Raw genomic sequence first — 23,922 nt, 5'->3', positions numbered from 1 at the left:
GCCATGGACGTCGATCAAGGCGAGTCGATCCGCTTCTGGCAAACGGCACCGCTGGCCGGGGTCGAGTTGTTGTCGGCGCGCTACATCGAACACCGCTTTGCGCCCCATGTGCATGACGGCTACGTGATCGGCATGATCATGGCCGGCGCCCAGCGCTATCGGTATCGCGGCGCCGAACACCTGGCGGGCAGCGGCACCCTGGTGTTGATCAACCCTGATGAACTGCATACCGGACATAAAGGTACGGAGGACGGCTGGTTGTACCGGGCGTTTTATCCCGATAGCGGGCAGATTCTTTCGCTTTTGGCCGAACTGGAATTGCCCACCAATGAATTGCCGGCGTTCGGCGCCACGCTGTATCGCGACGCGGATCTGGTGAAGGGTTTCTGCCAGTTGCACCGTTTGCTGGAGAGCCCGTCCACGGCGTTGCAACAGCAAACGGTGTGGCGGGAAATGATGCTGTCGCTGCTGCAACGTCACGCCGCCATACCGATTGCCGGCAAACCCGGCAAGGAACACCGGGCGGTGACCCTCGCCAAGGACTTGCTGCACTCGCAACTGGCGGCGCCACCGTCACTGGAAGAACTGGCCAGCGCGGTGAACCTGTCGCCCTTCCACTTCGCCCGGGTGTTCCGCCGCGCCACCGGCATGCCGCCGCACACTTGGCTGATGCAACAACGCATCGCCCGGGCGCGGGCCTTGTTACAGGGTGGCTGCTTGCCGCTGGAAGTCGCGACGCAATTGGGGTTTGCCGATCAGAGTCATCTGAGCCGGCAGTTCAAGCAGGTGTATGGGGTTGGGCCGGGGGCGTATCGCAGTGCCCGGTTGTTCTGACACCCAATAACCCTTGTGGGAGCGGGCTTGCTCGCGAATGCGGTGTGTCAGTCAACATCATTGCTGAATGACACACCGCATTCGCGGTCAGTCAACATCATTGCTGAATGACACACCGCATTCGCGAGCAAGCCCGCTCCCACATTGGGTTGTCATTGGATCGTGGTTATTCGCCGGTGGCGATGCCTCGCGCCGGCTCATTAATCCACTCGCTCCACGACCCCGCATACAACGCCGCCAACGGATACCCCGCCAGGCACAGCGCAAACAGGTTGTGGCAAGCCGTCACGCCGGAGCCGCAATACGCCACCAACTCTGTCGGCGAGCGATCACCCAGTTTCGCGGCAAAACGCTGCTTGAGTTGGTCGGCCGGCAGGAAACGTCCGTCACTGCCCAGGTTGTCGGTGAACGCCGCGCACTGGGCGCCGGGGATGTGCCCGGCAATCGGGTCGATGGGTTCCACTTCGCCCTTGAAGCGTGGCAACGCGCGGGCGTCGAGCAGGGTCAGCGCGGGTTGGCCGAGACGTTGCTGCAGTTGTTCGGCGCTGAGCAGCAACGCAGCATCCGGCGTGCCGCTGAACGTGCCACGAATCACCGAAGACGCATCGAGACTCAACGGTAACCCCGCCGCGTGCCACGCCTTGAGCCCGCCATCGAGGATAAACACGCCATCACGCTTGCCCAACCAGGCCAGCAACCACCAGGCCCGCGCCGCGAAGGCACCGGGACCGTCGTCGTACAGAACCACTTCGCTGTCAGGGTTGATGCCCCAGGCTTGCAGGCGCTCGATCAAGACTTCGGGTTCCGGCAACGGATGACGCCCGGTCACACCCTTGACCACGGTCCCGCTGAGATCTCGTTCAAGATCAGCAAAACTTGCCCCGGCGATATGCCCTTCCGAGTAGCTGCGTTGACCGTAGTCCGGGTCTTCGAGGGCGAAACGACAATCCAGAATCACCAGCCCCGGCTGCTCCTTTTTCAGGTCCAACGCTTGCGGGCTGATCAGTTGCGCAATGGGCATAACGGGCTCCTGTGCTTAAGTCGGTGTCTGATCCTACTGCACTTCTTCCAGGGCTTGGGCCAGCGGCACGTAAAACTCTTCGAACAGGGCGTTCACCTCTTCCCGCGCCTGATCGGTGACAAAACCCGCTTCCAGCACCAGCACTTGATACACGCCACGCTTGATCGCCTGTTCGCTCAGGTGATTGGAGTTTTCCCGCGTGGTGCACAGGAAACGCACCCAGGACGTGAGGATGATCCAGGCATTGATGGTCAGGGATTCGATCTGCACGCGATCCATGTTGAGGATGCCGGCCTCGACGAAGCCGACATAGATCGCGGTGCCCTGGATCACGCAGCGCTGGGAAAAGCGTCGGTAACGGGCCGCCAGGTCCGGGTCGCTTTCCAGCAAGTGCTCGAGGTCGCGGTGCAAGAATCGGTAGCGCCACATCGCCGACAGCAGCTCTTTAAGGTAATAGCGCTTGTCTTCAACGGTGGCGGCGCGGCCCTGGGGTGGACGCAGGAAGCTGTCTACCAGGGTTTCGTACTCACTGAACAACACGGCGATGATCGCCTGCTTGTTGGGGAAGTGGTAGTACAGGTTGCCCGGGGAAATTTCCATGTGGGCAGCGATGTGGTTGGTGCTGATGCTGCGTTCACCCTGCTGATTGAACAGCTCCAGGCTGTTCTGCACGATGCGCTCGCTGGTTTTGATCCGTGGGGCCATGGCTTGAGCTTTAATTCAGAGTGCGATGACGGAGCATCTTACGGCCTATCCGGGGGAGGATAAAACAACGCTGTCATTTGACTTTCTAGAGCATAGACTCTAAAAAGCCTTTCATTACAATAAATCCGGAGCCGACCATGACTGCCGACATCGCCTACCTGCAGAACCTACAGCAGCCTTTGGACGAGCTCCAGGCCTTGTTCGAGGCACAACGGGCTGCCTACGCCGCCAACCCGATGCCGCCGGCGGCCCAGCGCCAGCAATGGCTGAAAGCTTTGCGGGACTTGTTGAGCAGTGAACGGCAGGCATTGATCGACGCCATCAGCCAGGATTTCAGCCACCGCAGCGCCGATGAAACCCTGCTCGCCGAGCTGATGCCCAGCCTGCACGGTATTCATTACGCCAGCCAGCACCTCAAGGGCTGGATGAAACCGTCGCGGCGCAAGGTCGGCATCGCCTTTCAACCCGCTTCAGCCAAAGTGGTTTATCAACCCTTGGGCGTGGTCGGTGTGATCGTGCCCTGGAACTACCCGCTGTACCTGGCCATCGGGCCATTGGTGGGGGCGTTGGCGGCGGGTAATCGGGTGATGCTCAAACTCAGCGAATCCACCCCCGCCACCGGGGCGCTGCTCAAGGAACTGCTGGCGCGGATCTTTCCGGCGGACCTGGTCTGCGTGGTGCTGGGCGAAGCCGATGTCGGCGTCGCGTTCTCCCGCCTGCGTTTCGATCACTTGCTGTTCACCGGCGCCACCAGTATCGGCAAACACGTAATGCGCGCAGCGGCGGAGAACCTGACCCCGGTGACCCTGGAACTGGGCGGCAAGTCCCCGGCCATCGTCTCCCGGGACGTACCGCTCAAGGACGCCGCCGAACGCATCGCCTTCGGCAAGACCCTCAACGCCGGTCAAACCTGCGTCGCCCCGGACTACGTGCTGGTGCCGGAAGAGCGTATCGGCGCCTTCGTCGAAGCCTATCGCCACGCGGTTCGCGGGTTTTATCCGACACTGGCCGACAACCCGGACTACACCGCCATCATCAATGACCGACAACTGGCGCGGCTCAACGGCTACCTCAGCGACGCCACCAGCAAGGGCGCGCTGCTGATTCCGCTGTTCGACCAGGGCCAGGGCCGGCGCATGGGCCATAGCCTGCTGTTGAATGTCAGCGACGACATGACGGTGATGCAGGACGAAATCTTCGGCCCGCTGCTGCCGATCGTGCCGTACAACGACCTGGACCAGGCGTTTGCCTACATCAATCAACGACCTCGTCCGCTGGCGCTGTACTACTTCGGCTACGACAAACGCGAGCAAAACCGCGTGCTCCACGAAACCCATTCCGGCGGCGTGTGCCTGAACGACACGCTGCTGCACGTGGCCCAGGACGACATGCCCTTCGGCGGTATCGGCGCCTCGGGCATGGGCCATTACCACGGCCACGAAGGCTTCCTCACGTTCAGTAAAGCCAAGGGTGTGCTGATCAAACAACGTTTCAACGCGGCGAAGTTGATCTATCCACCCTACGGCAAAACGATCCAGAAACTGATCCAGAAGCTGTTTATCCGTTAACGCTGCTCACCGTCGGGTAATAACAATAATGAGCCCAAGCCTGTCCGATACCCCCGCGCTGTCACGGCGCGGCCTGCTCAAGTTCAGCCTCGGCGCCAGCGCCTTTCTCGCCACGGCGGGATTGGGCGCCAGCCTCAGTGGTTGTTCCGCCAGTATTTCCGCTGACGGCTTCGCGATTCTGCGCAGCGGCGACCTGCTGTTTTTGCGGGCGCTGATCCCGGTGATGCTCGACGGCGCCGTGGCTGCCGCAAACATGCCGTCCGCCGTCGATGGCACCCTGAAAACTTTGGATAACGGCCTCAATCACCTGTCCCCGGAAATGCTCAAGCTGACCCGGCAATTGTTCGATGTACTGGGGATGGCCGTGACCCGTGGGCCGCTGACTGGAATCTGGGGCAGTTGGGAAAATACCTCCGCCGACGAGATCCGGCACTTCCTTGATCGTTGGGCAAACAGTTCCTTGAGCTTGCTGCGCATGGGGCATAGCTCATTGCTGCAACTGGTGATGATGGCGTGGTACAGCCGCTCGGAATCCTGGGCGCATTGCGGGTATCCCGGGCCGCCTACGGTTTGAGACCGAGTCGCGCCCTTCGCGGGCAAGCCTCGCTCCTACAAAGGCTGCGCGTTCCCCTGTAGGAGCGAGGCTTGCCCGCGAAGGCGCCAGCCGCCTCACCACCGAATCCAAAATAACAAGAGAACCTGAACATGCCCGTACCCGATCCGTTCCGCGAAGGCCTGGCCCGTGGCTGGAAAACCTACAACGGCGCGCAGTTGACCCAGGACCTGACCCTCGAAACGGACGTCGCCATCATCGGCAGCGGTGCCGGCGGTGGCACCACCGCCGAAATCCTCAGCGCCGCCGGCTACAAGGTGCTGCTGATCGAAGAAGGCCCGCTCAAGACCAGCAGCGACTTCAAGATGCTCGAAGACCAGGCCTACGCCAGCCTCTATCAGGAAGGCATCGGCCGCATGAGCAAGGACGGCGCGATCACCATCCTCCAGGGCCGCGCAGTGGGCGGCACCACGCTGATCAACTGGACCTCGAGCTTTCGCACCCCGGACCCGACCCTGGAACACTGGGCCAAGGAACACAACGTCAAAGGTCACAGCCCGGCCGAGATGGCGCCGTGGTTCGAGAAAATGGAACAACGTCTGGGCGTCGCACCGTGGCTGGTGCCGCCCAATGCCAATAACGACGTGATCCGCAAAGGCTGCGAACAACTCGGTTATAGCTGGCACGTGATCCCGCGTAACGTGCGCGGCTGCTGGAACCTCGGCTACTGCGGCATGGGCTGCCCGACCAACGCCAAGCAATCGATGATGGTCACCACCATTCCGGCGACCCTGGAAAAGGGCGGCGAGTTGCTGTACCTGGCCCGCGCCGAGAAACTCTCGATCAAGGATGGCAAGGTCATCGGCCTGAATTGCGTGGCGATGGACGAGCGTTGCGTCGCGCCCACCGGTCGCAGCATCACGGTCAAGGCGCGGCATTACGTGCTGGCCGGCGGCGGGATCAACAGCCCGGCGCTGTTGCTGCGTTCCGATGCGCCAGACCCGCACAAACGCCTGGGCACCCGCACGTTCCTGCATTTGGTGAACATGTCCGCCGGGCTGTTCGACGAGGTGATCAACCCGTTCTATGGCGCGCCGCAGTCGATCTACTCCGACCATTTCCAATGGCGGGACGGCACCACCGGCAAAATGTCCTACAAGCTCGAAGTCCCGCCGCTGCAACCGGCGTTGGCGGCGACTTTGCTCGGCGGCTTCGGTAAAGAAAACTCGCAACACATGGAAAACCTGCCCCACACCCACGCGATGCTGGCGTTGCTGCGGGACGGTTTCCACCCGGAGAGCCCCGGCGGCAGTGTCGAGTTGCGCGGCGACGGCACGCCGGTGCTCGACTACCAGGTGTCACCCTACGCCTGGGACGGTTTGCGCCGGGCGTTCCACAGCATGGCCGAGATCCAGTTCGCCGGCGGCGCCAAAGCGGTGATGCCGATGCATGCCGATGCGCGTTACGTCAAAACCATCGCCGAGGCCCGCAGTCTGATCGATGGCTTGAGCCTTGAGCTGTATCGCACGCGGCTGGGCAGTGCCCATGTGATGGGCGGTTGCGCAATGGGTGAGGACCCGAAAAACGCCGTGACCGACAGCCTGGGCCGACATCATCAGCTCAGCAATCTGTCGATCCACGATGGCTCGCTGTTCCCCACCAGCATTGGTGCAAACCCGCAGTTGTCGGTGTACGGGCTGACGGCGCAACTGGCGACAGCTTTGGCTGATCGCCTGAAAAACCCATGAAAAACCGCCCAATTCCCATCGTCTATAGTGCTTTCTTACCGAAAAGGCGACTTTCCCGACCGGGAAGGCTGCGATACCATCCGAGTCCCCAACGGACTCCCGCCAGGACGACGCGATGAACCGAGTGTTGTACCCAGGTACATTCGACCCTATTACCAAGGGCCATGGCGATCTGGTCGAACGCGCCGCGCGCCTGTTCGATCACGTGATCATCGCCGTCGCTGCCAGCCCGAAGAAAAACCCGTTGTTTCCCCTGGAACAGCGTGTGGAGCTGGCCCGCGAGGTCACTAAACATCTGCCCAACGTGGAAGTCGTCGGCTTCTCGACGCTGCTGGCGCACTTCGCCAAAGAGAAGAATGCCAACGTGTTCCTGCGTGGTTTGCGCGCGGTGTCGGACTTCGAATACGAATTCCAGCTGGCCAACATGAACCGCCAATTGGCGCCGGATGTGGAAAGTCTGTTTCTTACGCCTTCCGAGCGTTATTCGTTCATTTCCTCGACGCTGGTCCGTGAAATCGCGGCCCTGGGCGGCGATATCACCAAGTTTGTCCACCCAGCGGTGGCGGACGCCCTCACCGAACGCTTCAAGAAGTAACGACCGCTCAAGCGGCGCCCGCGTGCACTGCGGGCGCCAATGCGGCACAATTGCGCGCATTGGTTTATTGCGCCCGGGCCTGCCGCCCCGGCTGGAGTTAGCATGTCCCTGATCATCACCGACGATTGCATCAACTGCGACGTCTGCGAACCCGAGTGCCCGAACGCCGCCATTTCCCAAGGCGAAGAGATCTACGTGATCGACCCGAACCTCTGCACCCAGTGCGTCGGCCACTACGACGAGCCGCAGTGCCAACAGGTCTGCCCGGTGGATTGCATCCCGCTGGACGAGGCGCATCCGGAGACTGAAGAACAGTTGATGGCGAAGTATCGGGTCATTACCGGCAAGGCTTGAGTCAGACATTTTTGCAGTGTTTGTTCGGGCCTCTTCGCGAGCAAGCCCGCTCCCACATTGGATCTGCGTCGATCACAGATCCAATGTGGGAGCGGGCTTGCTCGCGAAGGCGTCATCCGCCCCACCGAAAATCCAACTGATTCACTCCCGCTGCTCAAACCCTTCCCCGACACACCCCAGGCACCGCACAAACGCGGCTTTCGCCGGATCGACCACCAACGCCTGCCCCGCATCGCCCACCCCACCACCCAACGCGGTAAATGGCAGCGACACCACAAACACTCCCGCACCAATCACCGTCGCCGCGACCAGTAAGGGTCGGGCAATCAGCAAGTCGCCGATCATGGCGTAGGCCGGTGGGTTCTGGATGGTGTAGCGCGGGTCGCCGCTGCCGTTTTCAGCCGCCAGCGCCGGCAGGCCGACGCTCAGCAGCAAGATAACGACAAAGGTTCGAAACGAATTCATGGCACGGTCCTTCGGCTAGGCAGTGAGAACACTGACTATAGACCGTTGCGCGTATCAGCTCTGGCAGCGCGGGCAAAAGACGCTGGCGCGCTGGCCCAGCGTCACGCTACGCAACTCCGTGCCGCAGACTTTGCACGGCTCGCTGCCACGGCCGTAGACGAACAGTTCCTGCTGGAAATAACCCGGCTGACCGTCGCCACCGATAAAGTCTCGCAGCGTCGTACCGCCGCGCTCGATGGCATGGGCGAGGATGCGTTTGATCTCGATCGCGAGTTTCAGGTAACGCGCCCGGGAAATGCTCTTGGCTTCCCGGCGCGGGTCGATGCCGGCGGCGAACAAGGCTTCCGTCGCATAGATGTTGCCGACGCCCACCACCACCGCGTTGTCCATGATGAACGGCTTGACCGCCATGGAGCGCCCACGGGACTGCTGGAACAAACGCTCGCCGTCGAACAGGTCGGTCAACGGCTCCGGCCCCAGGCGAATCAGCAATTCGTGATTGAGCGGGTCGAGGCTCCAGAGCATCGCGCCAAATCGCCGTGGGTCGGTGTAGCGCAGGGCCAGGCCGGATTCCAGTTCGATATCCACATGCTCATGCTTGGCCGCCGGCGAACCGACCTCCACCAGCCGCAGGTTGCCCGACATCCCCAAATGGCTGATCAGCGTGCCGACTTCGGCATTGATCAAAAGGTACTTGGCCCGCCGCTCCACCAGCACGATGCGCTGGCCGGACAGGCGTACGTCCAGGTCTTCGGGAATCGGCCAGCGCAGGCGCCGCTCACGCACGATGACCCGGCTGACCCGCTGGCCCTCAAGGTGCGGGGCGATACCCCGGCGGGTGGTTTCGACTTCTGGCAGTTCAGGCATGGTGCTCTCGAATCCAAACGCTGATCAAGGTCTCAGTGATGAGCGCCGAGGTCGCGAATCGTTTGCTTGAGGGTTTCGAAGTCATAGTCCGAGAGGCCGACGTAATCGAGCACCAACGGCCCGACGCTGTTCCATTCGTGGTCTTCGTTCTGGTTGCCCAGCACCCGGTACGACGCGCAGATGTGTTCGGCCATTTTCAGGATCGACAGCAGGTTTTTCAGCTGCGTATTGCGCGAGGACTCATCGGTGAAGATCGCCAGGGCATTGTGATGATTGGCGATGGCGGCCGTGATGTGTTCCGGCAGGCGCCAGGACTTGGCGGTGTAGTACCCGACCACGGCATGGTTGGTGTTGAACACGCGGTTTTCGGTATCGACGACACGGTTTTCGGGACTGGCGTTAGCGTAAGCCTCTTCCAGGGTTTTCATGTAGTCGGGGAAGCGCTTGAGCATCAGCGGCACGCCGCAGTCGTGGAACAGGCCCAGCGCATACGCCTCGTCGCCGGCCTGGGAGCCAATGCGCTTGGCCAGGGTCAGGCAGGTCATCGCCACATCCTGAGCCGTGTCCCAGAACCGGTTCAGGGTGACGATGGTGTCGTCGTTCATCTCGCCCTTGATCGACTGCGCGTTGATCAGGTTGATGATCGAGCGGCTGCCCAACAGGTTCACCGCACGCTGGATCGAGGCGATCTTGTTGGTCAAGCCGTAATACGGCGAGTTGACGATCTTCAGCAACGCCCCGGAGAGGCCCGGGTCCTGGGCGATCAGCTTCGCGATCACTTCCAGGTCCGGATCGGGCATGTACTGCTCCATCTGCAGATCCACCATGATCTGCGGCTGGGGCGGCACGCTGATGCCTTGCAGGGACTGTTGAATCTGTTCGGAACTCAGCTCTTGGGACATAAGTACACACTCTGGGACAGGCGCCGATTCTAACCCTTATAAAGTTGGATCCGACACCTTGGCTGGCCTTTTGGACAAAGTTTCATGTCGGCGTTGCATTCAACATCGCTTTCGCGGGCAAGCCTCGCTCCTACGGGTTTTGTGTTGGTCGCGGAAATTGCGTACGACACAAAACCTGTGGGAGCGCGGCTTGCCCGCGAAGGCGTCATCAGCGTTTCATCGCCCACCCGGCCCGCCCAAAGCCTCAACACGCTATACTCCCGCTCTTTTTTCCGGAGCGACGTCATGTCCCTGCCTAGCCTGCGCCTCAAGCCCAACGCCGACCGTCGCCTGCGAAACGGCCACTTGTGGGTCTACAGCAACGAAATCGACGTGGCCGCCACCCCGTTGCACGGCTTCAAGGCCGGTGACCAGGCCATCCTCGAAGCCGCCGGCGGCAAGCCGCTGGGCATCGTGGCCATGAGCCCGAACAACCTGATCTGCGCCCGCCTGCTGTCGCGTGACATCAAGTTGCCCCTGGACAAGTCGCTGCTGGTGCATCGCCTGAACGTCGCCCTGTCCCTGCGCGATCGCCTGTTCGACAAGCCGTTCTATCGCCTGGTCTACGGTGATTCCGACCTGTTGCCAGGCCTGGTGGTCGACCGTTTCGGCGACATTCTGGTGGTGCAGATCGCTTCGGCGACCATGGAAGCCCATAAAGAAGATGTGATCGCCGCACTGACCCAAGTGCTCAAGCCGAGCGGCATTCTGTTCAAGAACGACTCTGCCGCCCGTGACGCCGAAGGCCTCGACCGCTACGTCGAAACCGTGTTCGGCCTGGTGCCGGAGTGGGTCGCACTGGAAGAGAACGGCGTGAAATTCGAAGCCCCGGTCATCCAGGGCCAGAAAACCGGCTGGTTCTACGACCACCGCATGAACCGCGCACGCCTGGCCCCGTATGCCAAAGGCAAACGCGTTCTGGACCTGTACAGCTACATCGGCGGCTGGGGCGTGCAAGCGGCCGCGTTCGGTGCCAGTGAAGTGTTCTGCGTCGACGCTTCGGCCTTCGCCCTCGACGGCGTCGAGCGCAACGCCGCGCTGAACGGCTTCGCCGAAAAAATGACCTGCATTGAAGGCGACGTCTTCGAAGCCCTGAAAGAGCTGAAAGCCAGCGAAGAACGTTTCGACGTGATCGTCGCCGACCCGCCGGCCTTCATCAAACGCAAGAAAGACATGAAGAACGGCGAAGGCGCCTACCGTCGCCTGAACGAGCAAGCCATGCGCCTGCTCAGCAAGGACGGCATCCTGATCAGCGCTTCGTGCTCGATGCACCTGCCGGAAGACGACCTGCAGAACATCCTGCTGACCAGCGCCCGTCACCTGGACCGCAACATCCAGATGCTGGAACGTGGCGGTCAAGGCCCGGATCACCCGGTGCACCCGGCCATCGCCGAGACCCGCTACATCAAGAGCATCACCTGCCGCCTGCTGCCAAACAGCTGATGACTCGGGTTTGACGGGGAGCCAGCAGGCTCCCCGTTTGCGTTCTACCCCTTCCGAATTTTCCATTTCTTACACTTGACGTCCTACAGACGTGCAGGAAGTTTCCCTGTATTTATTATTCGAAAGAATTGGCTTACAAGTTCTTTCAAGCCCTGAGATCACTCCCACAAAATTACTGGAACTTTCCTACTGAATTAACACTTGATAAGAACTCATTACAAACTATGATTGAGTTGTCACCAAGGAGTGGCAACCACTATCACTTACAAGGAGTTCACAACATGAAAGCAGTTACTCTGGAAACCAACAAAATCGCTAACCTGGCTTTTCTGGTCGCACCTAAAGCCCGTTAACGTCAAGTAAGTGAAACGCTGGGGAGTGCCGGCTTACCCAGCGTTTTCCATGGCACAGCCCAGAGCGAACCGCCCCTCATGCAGATAAACCCGTATCTCTTCATACTACCGCGCACGCCCGGACAAATAGTCTGGGATTACCGGGAGCACAAGCAATTCGAACTGAACCTGGAATACTCGACCCGACTTGCACAACTTATCGACAACCCAAAAGCGTTCGATGAGCGCAATATAATAGACACTCAATTCCTGAACACCGGAATACTGAAAACTTCAACACAAGATACAGTCGACTGGGGCTGGGATGAACTATCAAAGATATTTCATATCGGCACCAAGAACATACCTTGCGAATATACCCCACAGAATATCCATGAATGGTCGAGACACTATCTGGACCATTGCAATGAAGTATTGACCTCCAGCGTACCGGTCTCCGATCACGCATACCGCTGCGCCAGCGCGCTGATTCAGTTGCCCGCACCCTGCAGGTTGCCGGCCGATAGCCTGGCCGATGCGCTGATGCTGCGTAAAACCTGCCGCTCTTTCACCGGTGAAGGCGTGTCCCTGGGCGATGTCAGCACCTTGCTTTATCTGTCCCTTGGCTACCTCAAGGAGCGCGAAAGCGATATCGACGAAACGGTCGCCAAAGGCCTGGCTGCCCGCCGCAGCAGCCCCTCGGGCGGAGGATTGAATGCCTGCGAAGGTTTTCTGCATGTGCAGAACGTCAGCGGCCTGGAGCCGGGACTTTACGCCTACCATCCGGCCGAGCACGCCTTGAGTTTCGTCAATCCGCTGCCCGACGCGCCGCTGGGCCTGTTGCTGTGCGGCCAACATTTCATCAACAACCTGCCCGTGGGCCTGTTCATCAGTGCGCGCTTCGACAAGCTGTGGTGGAAATACCAGCACTCCCGGGCCTACCGCATGGCTTATGTCGAGGCAGGCCATATTTCCCAGACCTTCCAACTGGTGGCGACCGCGCTAGGCTTGGGCACCTGGCTGACGGGGGCACTGACGGACGATCAGGTTGAAATGCTGCTAGGGCTAGAAGACAGCGCGGAGCAGCCGTTGTTTTTTGTCGGCTGCGGTCAGAGCGACGGGCAAGTGATGTGCAAGGAGTTGAAAGCGCTGCTGAACAATCAGGGGCCGCACCAATGACCAGTGCCTCTATCGTCCCGGACTTCTGGGCCAGGCGTTTTACCCTCGGCGACTGGAATGCCCGCGCCTCGGTGCGCGCCAGCGAGCACACCTATCTATTGCCATCGGATCTGGAACAGCAACTGCAAACCCGGCACTGGTTCCCGCCGGCCTTCCTGCCCTACCTCAATCACCCGAGCATCAAGGCTGCCGGCCAATCAGTCCTCCATCGCCTGTCGGCCAACCACCTGGTGTATTTCCTCGACTACACCACCCTGCTCGAACACCGCATCGTCAACCGTTCGGTGGAAACCATCGTCCACGGCGAACTGGACGTCAGCATCCCGCAGCGGATGAAAACCGCCGCGTTGCAGCTTTACACCGACGAAGGTTTTCACGCGCTGTTCTCCAACAGCCTCGCCGAGCAGATTGCCGCGCATTACGGCATCACCCAACGGCCCGTGACGCCGCAGCGGATAACCCGGTTGCACGCCCTGCTCGGCCAAACCCCGGACCGACACAAGGCGCTGGCCTGGTTTTTGGTGGGCTTCGTCTCGGAAACCATCATCGCCAGTGAGCTGCTCGACGTTTGCCGCGACACGTTGGTGTCCAGCGTCCAGGACATGCTCAGGGACCACCTCTCGGATGAGGCTCGTCACAGTCGCTATTTCTCAGAAGTGTTCCATTACCTGTGGCTGACCCTGACCAGCAGCCAGCGCACGTTCGCCGCCAAATACCTGGTGGAGATCATCCTGCTGTTCTTTGAAGTCGATGAGCGATGGCTGAAGGACAGCCTGTACAGCGCAGGCCTTAACAATGCCAGTGTCGCGGACATTCTCGGGGGGTTGACCGGCGCGCCGGCCGTTGTCCTGCGAGCACGCTCGGGCGCCGCTGCGACCCTTCAGGCGCTGCGCAGCGCCGGGTTCTTCGACTTGCGCAGCAACCAGCAACTTTTCGCACAGGCCGGGCTTGTCGATGAATGACGCAGAATCCGCGGTCAGCCTGAAAAAACGCCGCGCCGCGGTGATCCTGTTGATGACCATGGTGCTGCTCGGGGTCTTCCCGCTGGATGTCCTGCTGCCTTCATTTCCGGCGCTGGCCGACCATTTCCGGACCACTCCCGCCAACATCGCGTTGTCGATCAGCCTGTTCGCCGTCGGCATCGCCCTGTCCCAATTGTTGATCGGGCCACTCTCGGATGTGATCGGCCGCAAGCGATTGCTACTGGCAGGGATGGCGGTATCGATGATGGGAGCGACCGGGTGCGTGCTGTCCACAGACTACTCATTCTTTCTGTTCTTTCGTGTCGTCCAGGCGGTCGGTTGCGGCTGTTTCGTCCTGTCGCAGGCGTTGGTGCAGGATCTGTTCAGAGGCGAAGAACGTGATCGCCTGCGGATTCTCATGGTGACCGCAACCGGGGTTTTCATTTCAGTCTCGCCACTGGCCGGAACCTTCCTTCAAGCCACCATGGATTGGCAGGGCAGCTTTATGCTGTTCATCGCGCTGGCTGCGCTGGTATTCGTCAAAACCTGTTTTCTTCTTGAACGCAACCACCCGGGAGCGACGGGCGGCCGACCGAAAATAATCCAATCCTATCGACGGGTGTTCAGCAACTTCGAGTTTCTGGGTTATTGGCTGATATCGGCATTTGCCTTCGCTTGCCATTTTTCGTTCATCGTCATTTCACCCTTGATCTTCATGGAGCAACTTCAGCTCGCCCCCTATGACTTCTCGCTCACCTTACTGGTCTACGGCGTGGCTTACCTGGTCGGGGGCATCGTGGCGACCTGGCTGACCCATCGAATCAGTACCAGCCACCAGATCATTATCGGGCTGAGCCTGATTCTCTTCTCCGGGCTAAGCATGCTTTACCTTTCACTGCACTTTGCGTTGTCTGCAGTCACCGTTCTTACACCCATGCTCATCTGTACCGCCGGCACCACGATCGCGAGGCCGGCCGCCACGTCCAGAGCCATGAGCCTGTTTGCGGACAATGCCGGGACTTCCGCTTCGGCTGGCAGCACGCTGATCTTTATTTGCGGCGGCTTGATCAGTGCATTGATCAGCTTGAGCCCGGCCAATTTGCAAGCCACGCTGGGCTACAGCTTCATCATGCTTGGCAGCCTGGCATTGCTGATTAACAGTCGCATCAACAACCGTGCGAGCAACATCAACCCCAGCCCGAATTGCGAGTAATGGCTACCGGCGGTCATCCCACACGTAGCGTCAGCACTGGATCAGCACTTTCCGCCATTCCCTCCTGACGCCAGCGGTGTAGAATCGCGAGATTCATCGCCATTCATCCCCCGGCGGGTTTATGAGCTCAGGCTGAGGCAAGCGGCGATCCCGCAAAGTCATCGGCAACTTCCGGACACACGGCCATTTCTGAGTGTTCCAGACGTCAATAGAAGCTCACTCCCCTTTGATACCTGATTAGCCGCCCGGAGTGCTCCATGCCTGATTACCGCTCGAAAACATCCACCCACGGCCGCAACATGGCCGGTGCCCGCGCACTGTGGCGCGCCACGGGGATGAAAGATGACGACTTCAAGAAGCCGATCATCGCCATTGCCAACTCCTTCACCCAGTTCGTACCGGGCCACGTCCACCTCAAGGACCTGGGCCAACTGGTCGCCCGTGAAATCGAACGGGCCGGTGGTGTCGCGAAAGAATTCAACACCATCGCCGTGGATGACGGCATCGCCATGGGCCACGACGGCATGCTGTATTCGCTGCCGAGCCGCGAGATCATCGCCGACTCCGTCGAGTACATGGTCAACGCCCACTGCGCCGACGCCATCGTCTGCATCTCCAACTGCGACAAGATCACCCCCGGCATGCTGATGGCTGCTTTGCGCCTGAACATCCCGGTGATCTTCGTTTCCGGCGGCCCGATGGAAGCCGGCAAGACCAAACTGGCCAGCCACGGCCTCGATCTGGTCGATGCCATGGTGATCGCCGCCGACTCCAGCGCTTCTGACGAGAAAGTCGCTGAGTACGAGCGCAGCGCCTGCCCGACCTGCGGTTCGTGCTCCGGCATGTTCACCGCCAACTCGATGAACTGCCTGGTCGAAGCCCTGGGCCTGGCCTTGCCGGGCAACGGTTCGACCCTCGCGACCCACAGCGACCGCGAACAGCTGTTCCTGCAGGCCGGCCGCACCATCGTCGACCTGTGCAAGCGTTACTACGGCGACAACGATGAGTCGGTGTTGCCGCGCAACATCGCCAACTTCAAGGCGTTCGAAAACGCCATGACCCTGGACATCGCCATGGGCGGTTCCACCAACACCATCCTGCACTTGCTGGCCGCCGCCCAGGAAGCCGAGATCGACTTCGACCTGAAGGACATCGACCGCCTCTCCCGCCACGTACCGCAACTGTGCAAAGTCGCGCCGAACATCCAGAAGTACCACATGGAAGATGTGCACCGTGCCGGCGGGATCTTCAGCATCCTCGGTTCCCTGGCCCGTGGTGGCCTGTTGCACACCGAACTGCCGACCGTGCACAGCAAGAGCATGGCCGAAGGCATCGCCAAGTGGGACATCACCCAGACCACCGACGAGGCCGTGCATCACTTCTTCAAGGCCGGTCCTGCGGGCATCCCGACGCAAACCGCGTTCAGCCAGTCGACCCGCTGGGAAACCCTGGACGACGACCGTGAAAACGGCTGCATCCGCAGTGTCGAGCACGCTTATTCGCAAGAAGGTGGCCTGGCCGTTCTGTACGGCAACATCGCCCTCGACGGTTGCGTGGTGAAAACCGCTGGCGTCGACGAGTCGATCCACGTGTTCGAAGGCAACGCGAAGATCTTTGAAAGCCAGGACAGCGCCGTGCGCGGCATCCTCGCTGACGAAGTGAAGGCCGGCGACATCGTGATCATCCGTTACGAAGGCCCGAAAGGCGGCCCGGGCATGCAGGAAATGCTTTACCCGACGTCGTACCTGAAATCCAAAGGCCTGGGCAAAGCCTGTGCCCTGCTCACCGACGGTCGCTTTTCCGGCGGCACTTCGGGTCTGTCCATCGGCCACGCTTCCCCGGAAGCCGCTGCTGGCGGCGCGATTGGCCTGGTGCAGGACGGCGACAAGGTGTTGATCGACATTCCGAACCGCTCGATCAACCTGTTGGTCAGCGACGAAGAACTCGCGGCACGCCGGGTCGAGCAGGATCAGAAAGGCTGGAAACCCGTGGAAAAACGTCCACGCAAGGTAACCACCGCACTGAAAGCCTACGCCCTGCTGGCCACCAGTGCAGACAAGGGTGCCGTGCGTAACAAGGCGATGCTTGACGGGCTGTAAGCCTTAATCACCGCCATAAAAAAGCCCCGCCAAGTGCGGGGCTTTTTTTGCGCGCTCACTGTGGGAGCGGGCTTGCTCGCGAAGGGGCCATCACATTCAACATTATTGTCGACTGACCAGACGCCTTCGCGAGCAAGCCCGCTCCCACAGGGGATTTGTGTCGATCACAACAGTGTGGCCTTACACAAAACCTGTGGGAGCGGGCTTGCTCGCGAAGAGGCCATCACATTCAACATTGATGTGGACTGACACACCGCCTTCGCGAGCAGGCTCGCTCCCACAGGGGTCATGCGTTGTGTTTACTGGATCTCTTCCGGCTTAACGATCACCCAGTTCTTGTCCGCCGTCACCGGCAACCCTTCCTTGGCCTGGGCCGCTGCATGCTTGGCCATCATGCCGTTGAGTTGGGTCATGTATTTGTCTTTGCGGTTGACCCACAAGTGGATGCCGCCCTTGGCCACATCGACGCTGTGGAACAGCATGTAGCCGTCGCTGCTCGGGGTGTCGCCGCCCACCAGCACCGGTTTTTTCCACTCGTCGATGTAGGTCAGGATCGCCGCTTGCTTGCCGGCCATCCAAGTCGCCGGGGTCCACAGGTAAGGCGTCAGTTCCAGACCGAGGTTGGCCTTCTCGTCATACTTGCCGGCGGTGATCTGTTTGCGCGCGGTGGTCAACTCGCCAGTCTTGCGGTCCTTGAGCAGTGTGGTCACGCCGATCACGTTCTGCGGTTTGACGTTGTAGCCGTACTTCGGATCGGCCGCGACCATGCGCACCAGTTCTTCGGAGGCGGCGGTCATCACGTAGACCTCGATGCCGTTCTCCATCAGTTTGTTGTAAAGCTCAGCCTGGCCGGTGAAGACTTTCGGCGGCTGGACGTCGATGGTCTTGACCACATCGCCGTCGTAATAAGTGCTCGGCACCGGTTTGCCGGACGCCATCAGCTCATCGACATTCGCCTTGAGCTCTTGCAGGGTGAAGCCGGAGAACACTTGCGCGACCCATGGGTAGCAAACCATGTCGTCGATTTCGCAGAGGCGGTAGTAGTAGCTGAACAGGCTTTCCTTGTGGTCGGCGGTGTCCTTGAACGGAATCAGTTTCAGGGAAGGATCGAGGGTTTCGCGGGTGATCAGGCCCTTGTTTTCCATGAACGGCAGCAACGACTCTTCGAGGTCGTAGCGGTAACTGGTGTTGTCCATGTCGAACACCGCGAAGTTACCCTTATTGGCGTTGGCCGCGATCATCGCGTCCAGTGCCTTGGCCTGATCCGCTGGCCAGTGCTTCAAATCCGTGGCAAATACCTGGCCGGCGAGACCGAGGCAGAGCGCAGCAACCAGCATTTTCGGTGCGAATTTCATCTGCATGCTTCCTTGTAGAGAGACCCAGATTCAAAGACATCGACGCTAACAAAAAACTGTGACAGTTCCCGCCTGCCCACGACCGCTTGCGTCCTGATTCCGTCAGGCGCATTCCCCACAACGGCACCCGCTTATTCCAAAAACGACAGTCCACCTCTGTTTTTGGTATTAATTCATTGGATATCAAGCTGTTAGGCTTGCCGGTTCGCAGTCACACACGAAGGTGGCTGGCACAAGTCTATGGAGTCTTTATGAATCTGCCGCTGATTCTCAATCTGCTGGTGTTCCTCGCCCTGCTCTTTGGCCTGGCGCAAACCCGTCACACCTCTTGGAGCTTAGCCAAGAAAGTCCTGCTCGCATTGGTGTTGGGCGTGGCGTTCGGTGTGGCGTTGCATGCTGTTTACGGTGCTGGCAACCCGGTGCTGAAAGCCTCGATCGGCTGGTTCGATCTGGTGGGCAACGGTTACGTGCAGTTGCTGCAAATGATCGTGATCCCGCTGGTGTTCGCCTCGATCCTCAGCGCCGTGGCCCGTCTGCACAACGCTTCGTCGTTGGGCAAGATCAGTTTCCTGACCATCGGCACGCTGCTGTTCACCACCGCCATCGCGGCGCTGATCGGTATCGGCCTGACCAACCTGTTCGGCCTGACCGCCGAAGGCCTGGTCGCCGGCACCCAGGAAATGGCGCGTCTGCAAACCATTCAGACCGACTATGCGGGCAAGGTCGCCGACCTGAATGTGCCGCAGTTGCTGCTGTCTTTTATCCCGCAGAACCCGTTCGCCGACCTGGCCCGGGCCAAGCCGACCTCGATCATCAGCGTGGTGATCTTCGCCGCATTCCTCGGAGTCGCCGCGCTGCAACTGCTGAAGGATGACGTCGAAAAAGGTCAGAAAGTGATCAACGCCATCGACACCCTGCAAGCCTGGGTGATGCGTCTGGTGCGTCTGGTGATGAAGCTGACCCCGTATGGCGTATTGGCGCTGATGACCAAAGTGGTCGCCGGTTCCAACCTGCAAGACATCATCAAACTCGGCAGTTTCGTGGTGGTTTCGTACATCGGCCTGGGTCTGATGTTCGTGGTCCATGGCCTGCTGGTGTCGGCGGCCGGGATCAACCCGCTGCGTTTCTTCCGCAAAATCTGGCCGGTGCTGACCTTTGCCTTCACCAGCCGTTCGAGCGCGGCGACGATTCCTCTGAGCATCGAAGCGCAGACCAGCCGTTTGGGCATTCCACAATCCATCGCCAGTTTCGCCGCTTCGTTCGGCGCGACCATTGGCCAGAACGGCTGTGCGGGTTTGTACCCGGCAATGTTGGCAGTGATGGTCGCGCCAACCGTGGGCATCAATCCGCTCGATCCGTTGTGGATCGCGACGCTGGTGGCGATTGTGACCCTGAGTTCGGCCGGTGTGGCCGGCGTAGGTGGCGGCGCGACGTTTGCCGCGTTGATCGTGCTGCCGGCCATGGGTTTGCCGGTGTCACTGGTGGCGTTGCTGATTTCGGTTGAGCCGCTGATCGACATGGGCCGTACGGCGTTGAACGTCAGTGGGTCGATTACGGCCGGGGCGATTACCAGCCAGATGATGCAGCAGACCGATAAAGAGCTGCTGGATGCGGATGAGCATGCGGAGTTGGCGCAGGCTTAAGTTTTTCATCGCCTGAGCGGGCCCCTTCGCGGGCAAGCCTCGCTCCTACAGGTTATGCGCCGTTTATGAAATGGCGCCAATCCTGTAGGAGCGAGGCTTGCCCGCGAAGCTTTTCAGGCCTTCTCCCAAACCTCAAAGCTGTAAGCCGGCTTATCTTCCACCGCCGGATTCTCGATGTTGGAAACCAACGTCCACTCGTTCAAATCAAACTCCGGAAACCACGCATCCCCCACCGGGCTCAACGCCACGCGCGTCAGATACAACCGGTCCGCCTGCGCCAAACCTTGGGCATACAACTGTGCCCCGCCAATCAGCATCAACTCATCAACGCCCTGCTCTTTCGCCCAGGCTTCGGCGCGAACCACGGCGGCCTCCAGCGACGGATAAACCTCCGCGCCTTCCAGCACCAGATCCGCCTGACGGCTGACCACGATGTTCAAGCGCCCCGGCAATGGTCGACCGAGGGAATCCCAGGTCTTGCGACCCATGATGATCGGCTTGCCCAGGGTGGTGGCCTTGAAGTATTTGAAGTCCCCCGGCAAGTGCCAGGGCATGCTGTTGTCGACGCCGATCACGCGGTTTTCACCGAGGGCTGCGATCAGGCTGAGGGGGAGTGATTTAGTCATGCCGGCGAGGATACCAGAGCCTCCCTTTTCCCGATAAGCGCCACAGCGGTTATGCTCACCGTTCATTGAAGCGACGGGATGCCGCGTGACTGAACTGAATAACCTCTGGCTGACGGAAACCATTCGCCTGCGCGAAGAACACGCCGGCCCTCTGGACGATCTGGAAGCCAACCGACTGGCCCGCACCGCCGGCGGCGACCTGCCAAGCCGCATTCAACGCCGCGCCTTGTGGCTGGCCGAACGCGATGGCTTGACCAGCGCCCTCAAGCACTGGCTGCAAGGGACGCGACTGGCGCTGTTGATACTCGCGATATTGGCCGTGGTCAGCGGCGCCGGCCTGGCCTTTGCCGCGCTGGGCGACGGGCAAGTCTCGGTGAACGTGTTCTGGGCCTTGGGCAGCCTGCTCGGGCTGAACCTGATTTTGTTGCTGAGCTGGGCGTTGGGCCTGGTGTTCGCCGGTGAACACGGCGCCACGCTGGGGCGCTTGTGGCTGTGGCTTAGCGAAAAACTCGCTCGCGACGCAAAAGCTGCGCAACTGGCCCCGGCGCTGCTGTTGTTGCTGCAACGGCACAAACTCAATCGTTGGGCCGTCGGCGTATTGGTCAACAGCCTGTGGTTGCTGGCAATGCTCAGTGCCTTGGCAATCCTGCTGACGCTGATGGCGACCCGGCGCTACGGCTTCGTCTGGGAAACCACCCTGCTCAGCGCCGACACTTTCGTTGCGATGACCCAAGCCCTCGGCGCATTGCCTTCGCTGCTCGGCTTCAACGTGCCGACCGTGGAGATGATCCGCGCCAGCGGCGACACCGCGCTCAACATCGAAAGCGCCCGTCAGGCCTGGGCGACATGGCTGGTCGGCGTGTTGGTGGTGTACGGCGTGCTGCCGCGCCTGCTGCTGGCGCTGTTTTGCCTGTGGCGCTGGAAATCCGGTCAGGCCGGATTGCGCCTGGACCTGAACCTGCCCGGTTATGCGCAATTGCGTGAACGGCTGATGCCCACCAGTGAGCGCCTCGGGATCAGCGATGCCGCGCCGGATCAGCTTCACCGGGTCGAAAGCGCTGTCAGCGAATTGCACAGCGACGGCGCGTTGCTGGTAGCCATCGAACTGGACGACCAACGCCCCTGGCCACCGGCACTGCCCAAATCCGTGAGCGACGCCGGCATCCTCGACAGCCGCGAGTCCCGTAACAAACTCTTGGAACAACTGAGCCGTTTCCCCCCGGCACGCCTGGCGATTGCCTGCGATCCACGGCGCTCACCAGATCGCGGCAGCCTGGCGTTGATCGCCGAACTGGCGCGCAATGCCAGCGCCACCCGGGTCTGGCTGCTGCAAGCGCCAACCGGCGAAGCGCTGGATGCCGAGCGCCTCGGCGACTGGCACACGGCGCTGCAACAGCTTGAGCTACCGTTCGCCGATTGTGCGCCCATGAACTGGCTGGAGACGGGCCATGATTAAGCCTTTGAAGCTTGCCGTCGTCGGCCACACCAACGTCGGTAAAACCTCGTTGCTACGCACCCTGACCCGGGATGTCGGTTTCGGTGAAGTGTCCCATCGGCCCAGCACCACCCGGCATGTCGAAGGTGCACGGTTGTCGGTGGACGGCGATCCGCTGCTCGATCTCTACGACACACCGGGACTGGAAGATGCCATTGCTCTGCTCGACTACCTCGAACGTCTGGAACGCCCCGGCGAACGCCTCGACGGCCCGGCGCGGCTGACACGGTTTCTTGAGGGCAGCGAAGCCCGGCAGCGGTTCGAACAGGAAGCCAAGGTGCTGCGCCAATTATTGGCCTCCGACGCCGGTCTCTATGTGATCGACGCCCGGGAACCGGTGCTGGCCAAGTACCGCGACGAACTGGAAGTGCTGGCCAGTTGCGGCAAACCGCTGCTGCCGGTGCTGAATTTCGTCAGCAGCGCCAACCATCGCGAACCGGATTGGCGTGAAGCGCTGGCGCGTCTGGGCTTGCATGCGCTGGTGCGTTTTGACAGCGTCGCCCCGCCCGAGGATGGCGAACGCCGGCTCTATGAAAGCCTCGCGCTGCTGCTGGAAAACGCGCGTCCGCAACTGGAGCGGCTGATCACCGATCAACAGGCCCAGCGCCTCGCCCGCCAGCAAAGTGCGGCGCGGCTGATTGCCGAATTGTTGATCGATTGCGCCGCGTGCCGACGCAGTGTGGTCAGCGAGGCCGAGCAGGAACAACAAGCCATCAGCGAACTGCGCAAAGCCGTTCGCCAACGGGAACAGCGCTGCGTCGAAGCCTTGCTCAAGCTCTACGCCTTCCGCCCGCAGGACGCCGCCGCCAGTGACTTGCCGTTGCTGGATGGCCGTTGGGGCGATGACTTGTTCAACCCGGAAACCCTCAAGCAATTGGGCGTACGGGTCGGCGGCGGGATCGCAGCGGGGGCAGCGGCGGGGGCTGGCGTGGACCTGCTGGTGGGTGGCCTGACCCTCGGCGCCGCCGCACTGGCCGGGGCCATCGCTGGCGGCGCGCTGCAAACCGCCCGCAGCTACGGCAGTCGATTGCTGGGCAAGATCAAGGGCCAGCGAGAGTTGACCGTCGATGACAGCGTGTTGCGGCTGTTGGCCCTGCGTCAGCGGCAACTGGTGCAAGCCTTGAACCAGCGCGGCCATGCGGCGATGGACAGCATCCAGGTGGCCACGCCCCAGGACAAGACCTGGCGCGAAGGCAAGTTGCCCGAAGCGCTGAACAAGGCCCGGGCGCATCCGCAGTGGTCGTCGCTCAATCCGCAGGCGAAGTTGAGCCAGGCTGAGCGGCAGGAGCAGGTTGAAGGGTTGGCGCAGCAGCTTTAGGTCTGCGTCGTCCGGACCGGCCTCTTCGCGAGCAAGCCCGCTCCCACATTGGAATGCATTTCCCTGTGGGAGCGGGCTTGCTCGCGAAGGCCGCGACTCGGTTTCAGGGGTTAAACGCCTACCAATCAACCTTCAAAAACTGCTTCACCAACGCGGTCACCCGACTGCGATCCGTGCGATTCGAACGCCCGTCATTGTCCACATCCGAACTCAGGATCACCTCCAGCCCACCATCGTTATCCAGATCATGAGCCGCAGCCTTGTAGGCAATCACCTCGCCCTCATGAAAATGCAGCCGCACCGATTCCGGCGTGCCATCGGCGGAAGGATTCAACGAGAAAATCCGCAGGTGGCGCTCTTCACCTTGACCGGCGTTGAACCACGCGCATTTCAGATAGGTTTTGCCAAAGACCTTGAGTTGCCGAAGATCAGCCGCCATCGCCTCATGCAGCAACCGGTCATCTTCATAAAACAGGTATCGCAGAGTATCCGCCTCCCCCCGCCCACCTCGATCCTGAGCAATCACTTTCAAGTAACGCATCCATGCGTCCCCTTAAGAAAAAATCAGCATGCTCTTGCGAAACAGGATGATCCATCCAACGTTTC

Annotated in this window: 22 protein-coding genes; 14 read left to right on the top strand and 8 right to left on the bottom strand. The window is 60.8% G+C overall.

The features are described 5' to 3' along the window. Positions 1–3: 3 nt before the first annotated feature. Positions 4–834, top strand: a complete 831-nt coding sequence (locus BK665_RS07120) for an AraC family transcriptional regulator (protein WP_123404147.1) — start codon at positions 4–6, stop codon at positions 832–834. A 166-nt stretch (positions 835–1,000) separates the two neighbouring features. Here BK665_RS07120 and BK665_RS07115 read toward each other — a convergent pair whose 3' ends face one another. Together BK665_RS07115 and BK665_RS07110 are read right to left on the bottom strand one after the other, a co-directional pair. Next, positions 1,001–1,855: a sulfurtransferase gene (locus tag BK665_RS07115; protein WP_123404145.1), complete on the bottom strand. Its 855-nt coding sequence runs from the start codon at positions 1,853–1,855 to the stop codon at positions 1,001–1,003. Between the two features lie 33 nt (positions 1,856–1,888). Continuing rightward, the gene (locus BK665_RS07110) at positions 1,889–2,560 is read right to left on the bottom strand and encodes a TetR/AcrR family transcriptional regulator (protein WP_123404143.1); all 672 of its coding nucleotides are present in this window, start codon (positions 2,558–2,560) and stop codon (positions 1,889–1,891) included. 137 nt (positions 2,561–2,697) lie between these two features. Here BK665_RS07110 and BK665_RS07105 point away from each other — a divergent pair, with 137 nt between their 5' ends. From BK665_RS07105 to BK665_RS07085, 5 genes are all read left to right on the top strand, one after another. Next, the gene (locus tag BK665_RS07105) at positions 2,698–4,128 is read left to right on the top strand and encodes a coniferyl aldehyde dehydrogenase (protein WP_123404141.1); all 1,431 of its coding nucleotides are present in this window, start codon (positions 2,698–2,700) and stop codon (positions 4,126–4,128) included. 28 nt (positions 4,129–4,156) lie between these two features. Beyond that, positions 4,157–4,702 carry a twin-arginine translocation pathway signal protein gene (locus BK665_RS07100; protein ID WP_123404139.1) on the top strand — a complete coding sequence of 182 codons (546 nt, stop codon included), beginning with the start codon at positions 4,157–4,159 and terminating at the stop codon, positions 4,700–4,702. Between the two features lie 131 nt (positions 4,703–4,833). Continuing rightward, positions 4,834–6,429: a GMC family oxidoreductase gene (locus BK665_RS07095; protein WP_123404137.1), complete on the top strand. Its 1,596-nt coding sequence runs from the start codon at positions 4,834–4,836 to the stop codon at positions 6,427–6,429. Between the two features lie 115 nt (positions 6,430–6,544). Beyond that, positions 6,545–7,024: a pantetheine-phosphate adenylyltransferase gene (gene coaD, locus BK665_RS07090; RefSeq protein WP_007945531.1), complete on the top strand. Its 480-nt coding sequence runs from the start codon at positions 6,545–6,547 to the stop codon at positions 7,022–7,024. Positions 7,025–7,126: 102 nt separating this feature from the next. Then, positions 7,127–7,378, top strand: a complete 252-nt coding sequence (locus tag BK665_RS07085) for a YfhL family 4Fe-4S dicluster ferredoxin (RefSeq protein ID WP_048722619.1) — start codon at positions 7,127–7,129, stop codon at positions 7,376–7,378. A gap of 141 nt (positions 7,379–7,519) precedes the next feature. Here BK665_RS07085 and BK665_RS07080 read toward each other — a convergent pair whose 3' ends face one another. From BK665_RS07080 to BK665_RS07070, 3 genes are read right to left on the bottom strand one after another with little or no spacing between them, the layout of a single operon-like run. Continuing rightward, complete coding sequence (locus BK665_RS07080) at positions 7,520–7,843, bottom strand: multidrug transporter (RefSeq protein ID WP_123404135.1); 324 nt, start codon at positions 7,841–7,843, stop codon at positions 7,520–7,522. A 54-nt stretch (positions 7,844–7,897) separates the two neighbouring features. Then, positions 7,898–8,710: a bifunctional DNA-formamidopyrimidine glycosylase/DNA-(apurinic or apyrimidinic site) lyase gene (mutM, locus tag BK665_RS07075; protein ID WP_123404134.1), complete on the bottom strand. Its 813-nt coding sequence runs from the start codon at positions 8,708–8,710 to the stop codon at positions 7,898–7,900. Positions 8,711–8,742: 32 nt separating this feature from the next. After that, positions 8,743–9,558: an HDOD domain-containing protein gene (locus BK665_RS07070; RefSeq protein WP_185076462.1), complete on the bottom strand. Its 816-nt coding sequence runs from the start codon at positions 9,556–9,558 to the stop codon at positions 8,743–8,745. A gap of 339 nt (positions 9,559–9,897) precedes the next feature. On the opposite strand from BK665_RS07070, the gene BK665_RS07065 reads away from it, so the two are divergent. The 5 genes from BK665_RS07065 (at position 9,898) to ilvD (ending at position 16,879) form a co-directional block, all read left to right on the top strand. Further along, positions 9,898–11,094, top strand: a complete 1,197-nt coding sequence (locus BK665_RS07065) for a class I SAM-dependent rRNA methyltransferase (protein WP_123404130.1) — start codon at positions 9,898–9,900, stop codon at positions 11,092–11,094. 431 nt (positions 11,095–11,525) lie between these two features. Next, positions 11,526–12,605 (top strand): SagB family peptide dehydrogenase, encoded by a 1,080-nt coding sequence (locus BK665_RS07060; RefSeq protein ID WP_123404128.1) that lies wholly within the window; start codon positions 11,526–11,528, stop codon positions 12,603–12,605. Further along, positions 12,602–13,567 (top strand): diiron oxygenase, encoded by a 966-nt coding sequence (locus tag BK665_RS07055; protein WP_123404126.1) that lies wholly within the window; start codon positions 12,602–12,604, stop codon positions 13,565–13,567. Before BK665_RS07060 ends, BK665_RS07055 begins: the two co-directional genes overlap by 4 nt. Further along, positions 13,560–14,780, top strand: a complete 1,221-nt coding sequence (locus BK665_RS07050; protein ID WP_123404124.1) for an MFS transporter — start codon at positions 13,560–13,562, stop codon at positions 14,778–14,780. The genes BK665_RS07055 and BK665_RS07050 overlap by 8 nt, the downstream gene beginning before the upstream one ends. 257 nt (positions 14,781–15,037) lie before the next feature. After that, a complete protein-coding gene (ilvD, locus tag BK665_RS07045) occupies positions 15,038–16,879 on the top strand; it encodes a dihydroxy-acid dehydratase (protein ID WP_123404122.1) in 1,842 nt (613 codons plus the stop codon). Between the two features lie 299 nt (positions 16,880–17,178). On the opposite strand, the gene BK665_RS07040 is transcribed toward ilvD, so the two are convergent. Next, the gene (locus tag BK665_RS07040; RefSeq protein ID WP_123404120.1) at positions 17,179–18,234 is read right to left on the bottom strand and encodes an HAD family hydrolase; all 1,056 of its coding nucleotides are present in this window, start codon (positions 18,232–18,234) and stop codon (positions 17,179–17,181) included. A 251-nt stretch (positions 18,235–18,485) separates the two neighbouring features. Here BK665_RS07040 and BK665_RS07035 point away from each other — a divergent pair, with 251 nt between their 5' ends. Then, positions 18,486–19,877 (top strand): L-cystine transporter, encoded by a 1,392-nt coding sequence (locus tag BK665_RS07035; protein WP_123404118.1) that lies wholly within the window; start codon positions 18,486–18,488, stop codon positions 19,875–19,877. A gap of 113 nt (positions 19,878–19,990) precedes the next feature. Here BK665_RS07035 and BK665_RS07030 read toward each other — a convergent pair whose 3' ends face one another. Further along, positions 19,991–20,503 carry a dihydrofolate reductase gene (locus tag BK665_RS07030; protein WP_123404116.1) on the bottom strand — a complete coding sequence of 171 codons (513 nt, stop codon included), beginning with the start codon at positions 20,501–20,503 and terminating at the stop codon, positions 19,991–19,993. An 85-nt stretch (positions 20,504–20,588) separates the two neighbouring features. Here BK665_RS07030 and BK665_RS07025 point away from each other — a divergent pair, with 85 nt between their 5' ends. Together BK665_RS07025 and BK665_RS07020 are read left to right on the top strand one after the other, a co-directional pair. Continuing rightward, a complete protein-coding gene (locus tag BK665_RS07025) occupies positions 20,589–21,959 on the top strand; it encodes a DUF2868 domain-containing protein (protein ID WP_123404114.1) in 1,371 nt (456 codons plus the stop codon). Then, the gene (locus BK665_RS07020; RefSeq protein ID WP_123404112.1) at positions 21,952–23,316 is read left to right on the top strand and encodes a GTPase/DUF3482 domain-containing protein; all 1,365 of its coding nucleotides are present in this window, start codon (positions 21,952–21,954) and stop codon (positions 23,314–23,316) included. Before BK665_RS07025 ends, BK665_RS07020 begins: the two co-directional genes overlap by 8 nt. Positions 23,317–23,434: 118 nt before the next feature. On the opposite strand, the gene BK665_RS07015 is transcribed toward BK665_RS07020, so the two are convergent. Then, positions 23,435–23,857, bottom strand: a complete 423-nt coding sequence (locus BK665_RS07015) for a hypothetical protein (RefSeq protein ID WP_123404110.1) — start codon at positions 23,855–23,857, stop codon at positions 23,435–23,437. Between the last annotated feature and the right edge of the window lie 65 nt (positions 23,858–23,922).

It is taken from the genome of Pseudomonas frederiksbergensis, assembly GCF_003732665.1.
GTDB lineage: Bacteria > Pseudomonadota > Gammaproteobacteria > Pseudomonadales > Pseudomonadaceae > Aquipseudomonas > Aquipseudomonas frederiksbergensis_G.
This window is presented reverse-complemented; position numbering and strand designations above follow the sequence as displayed.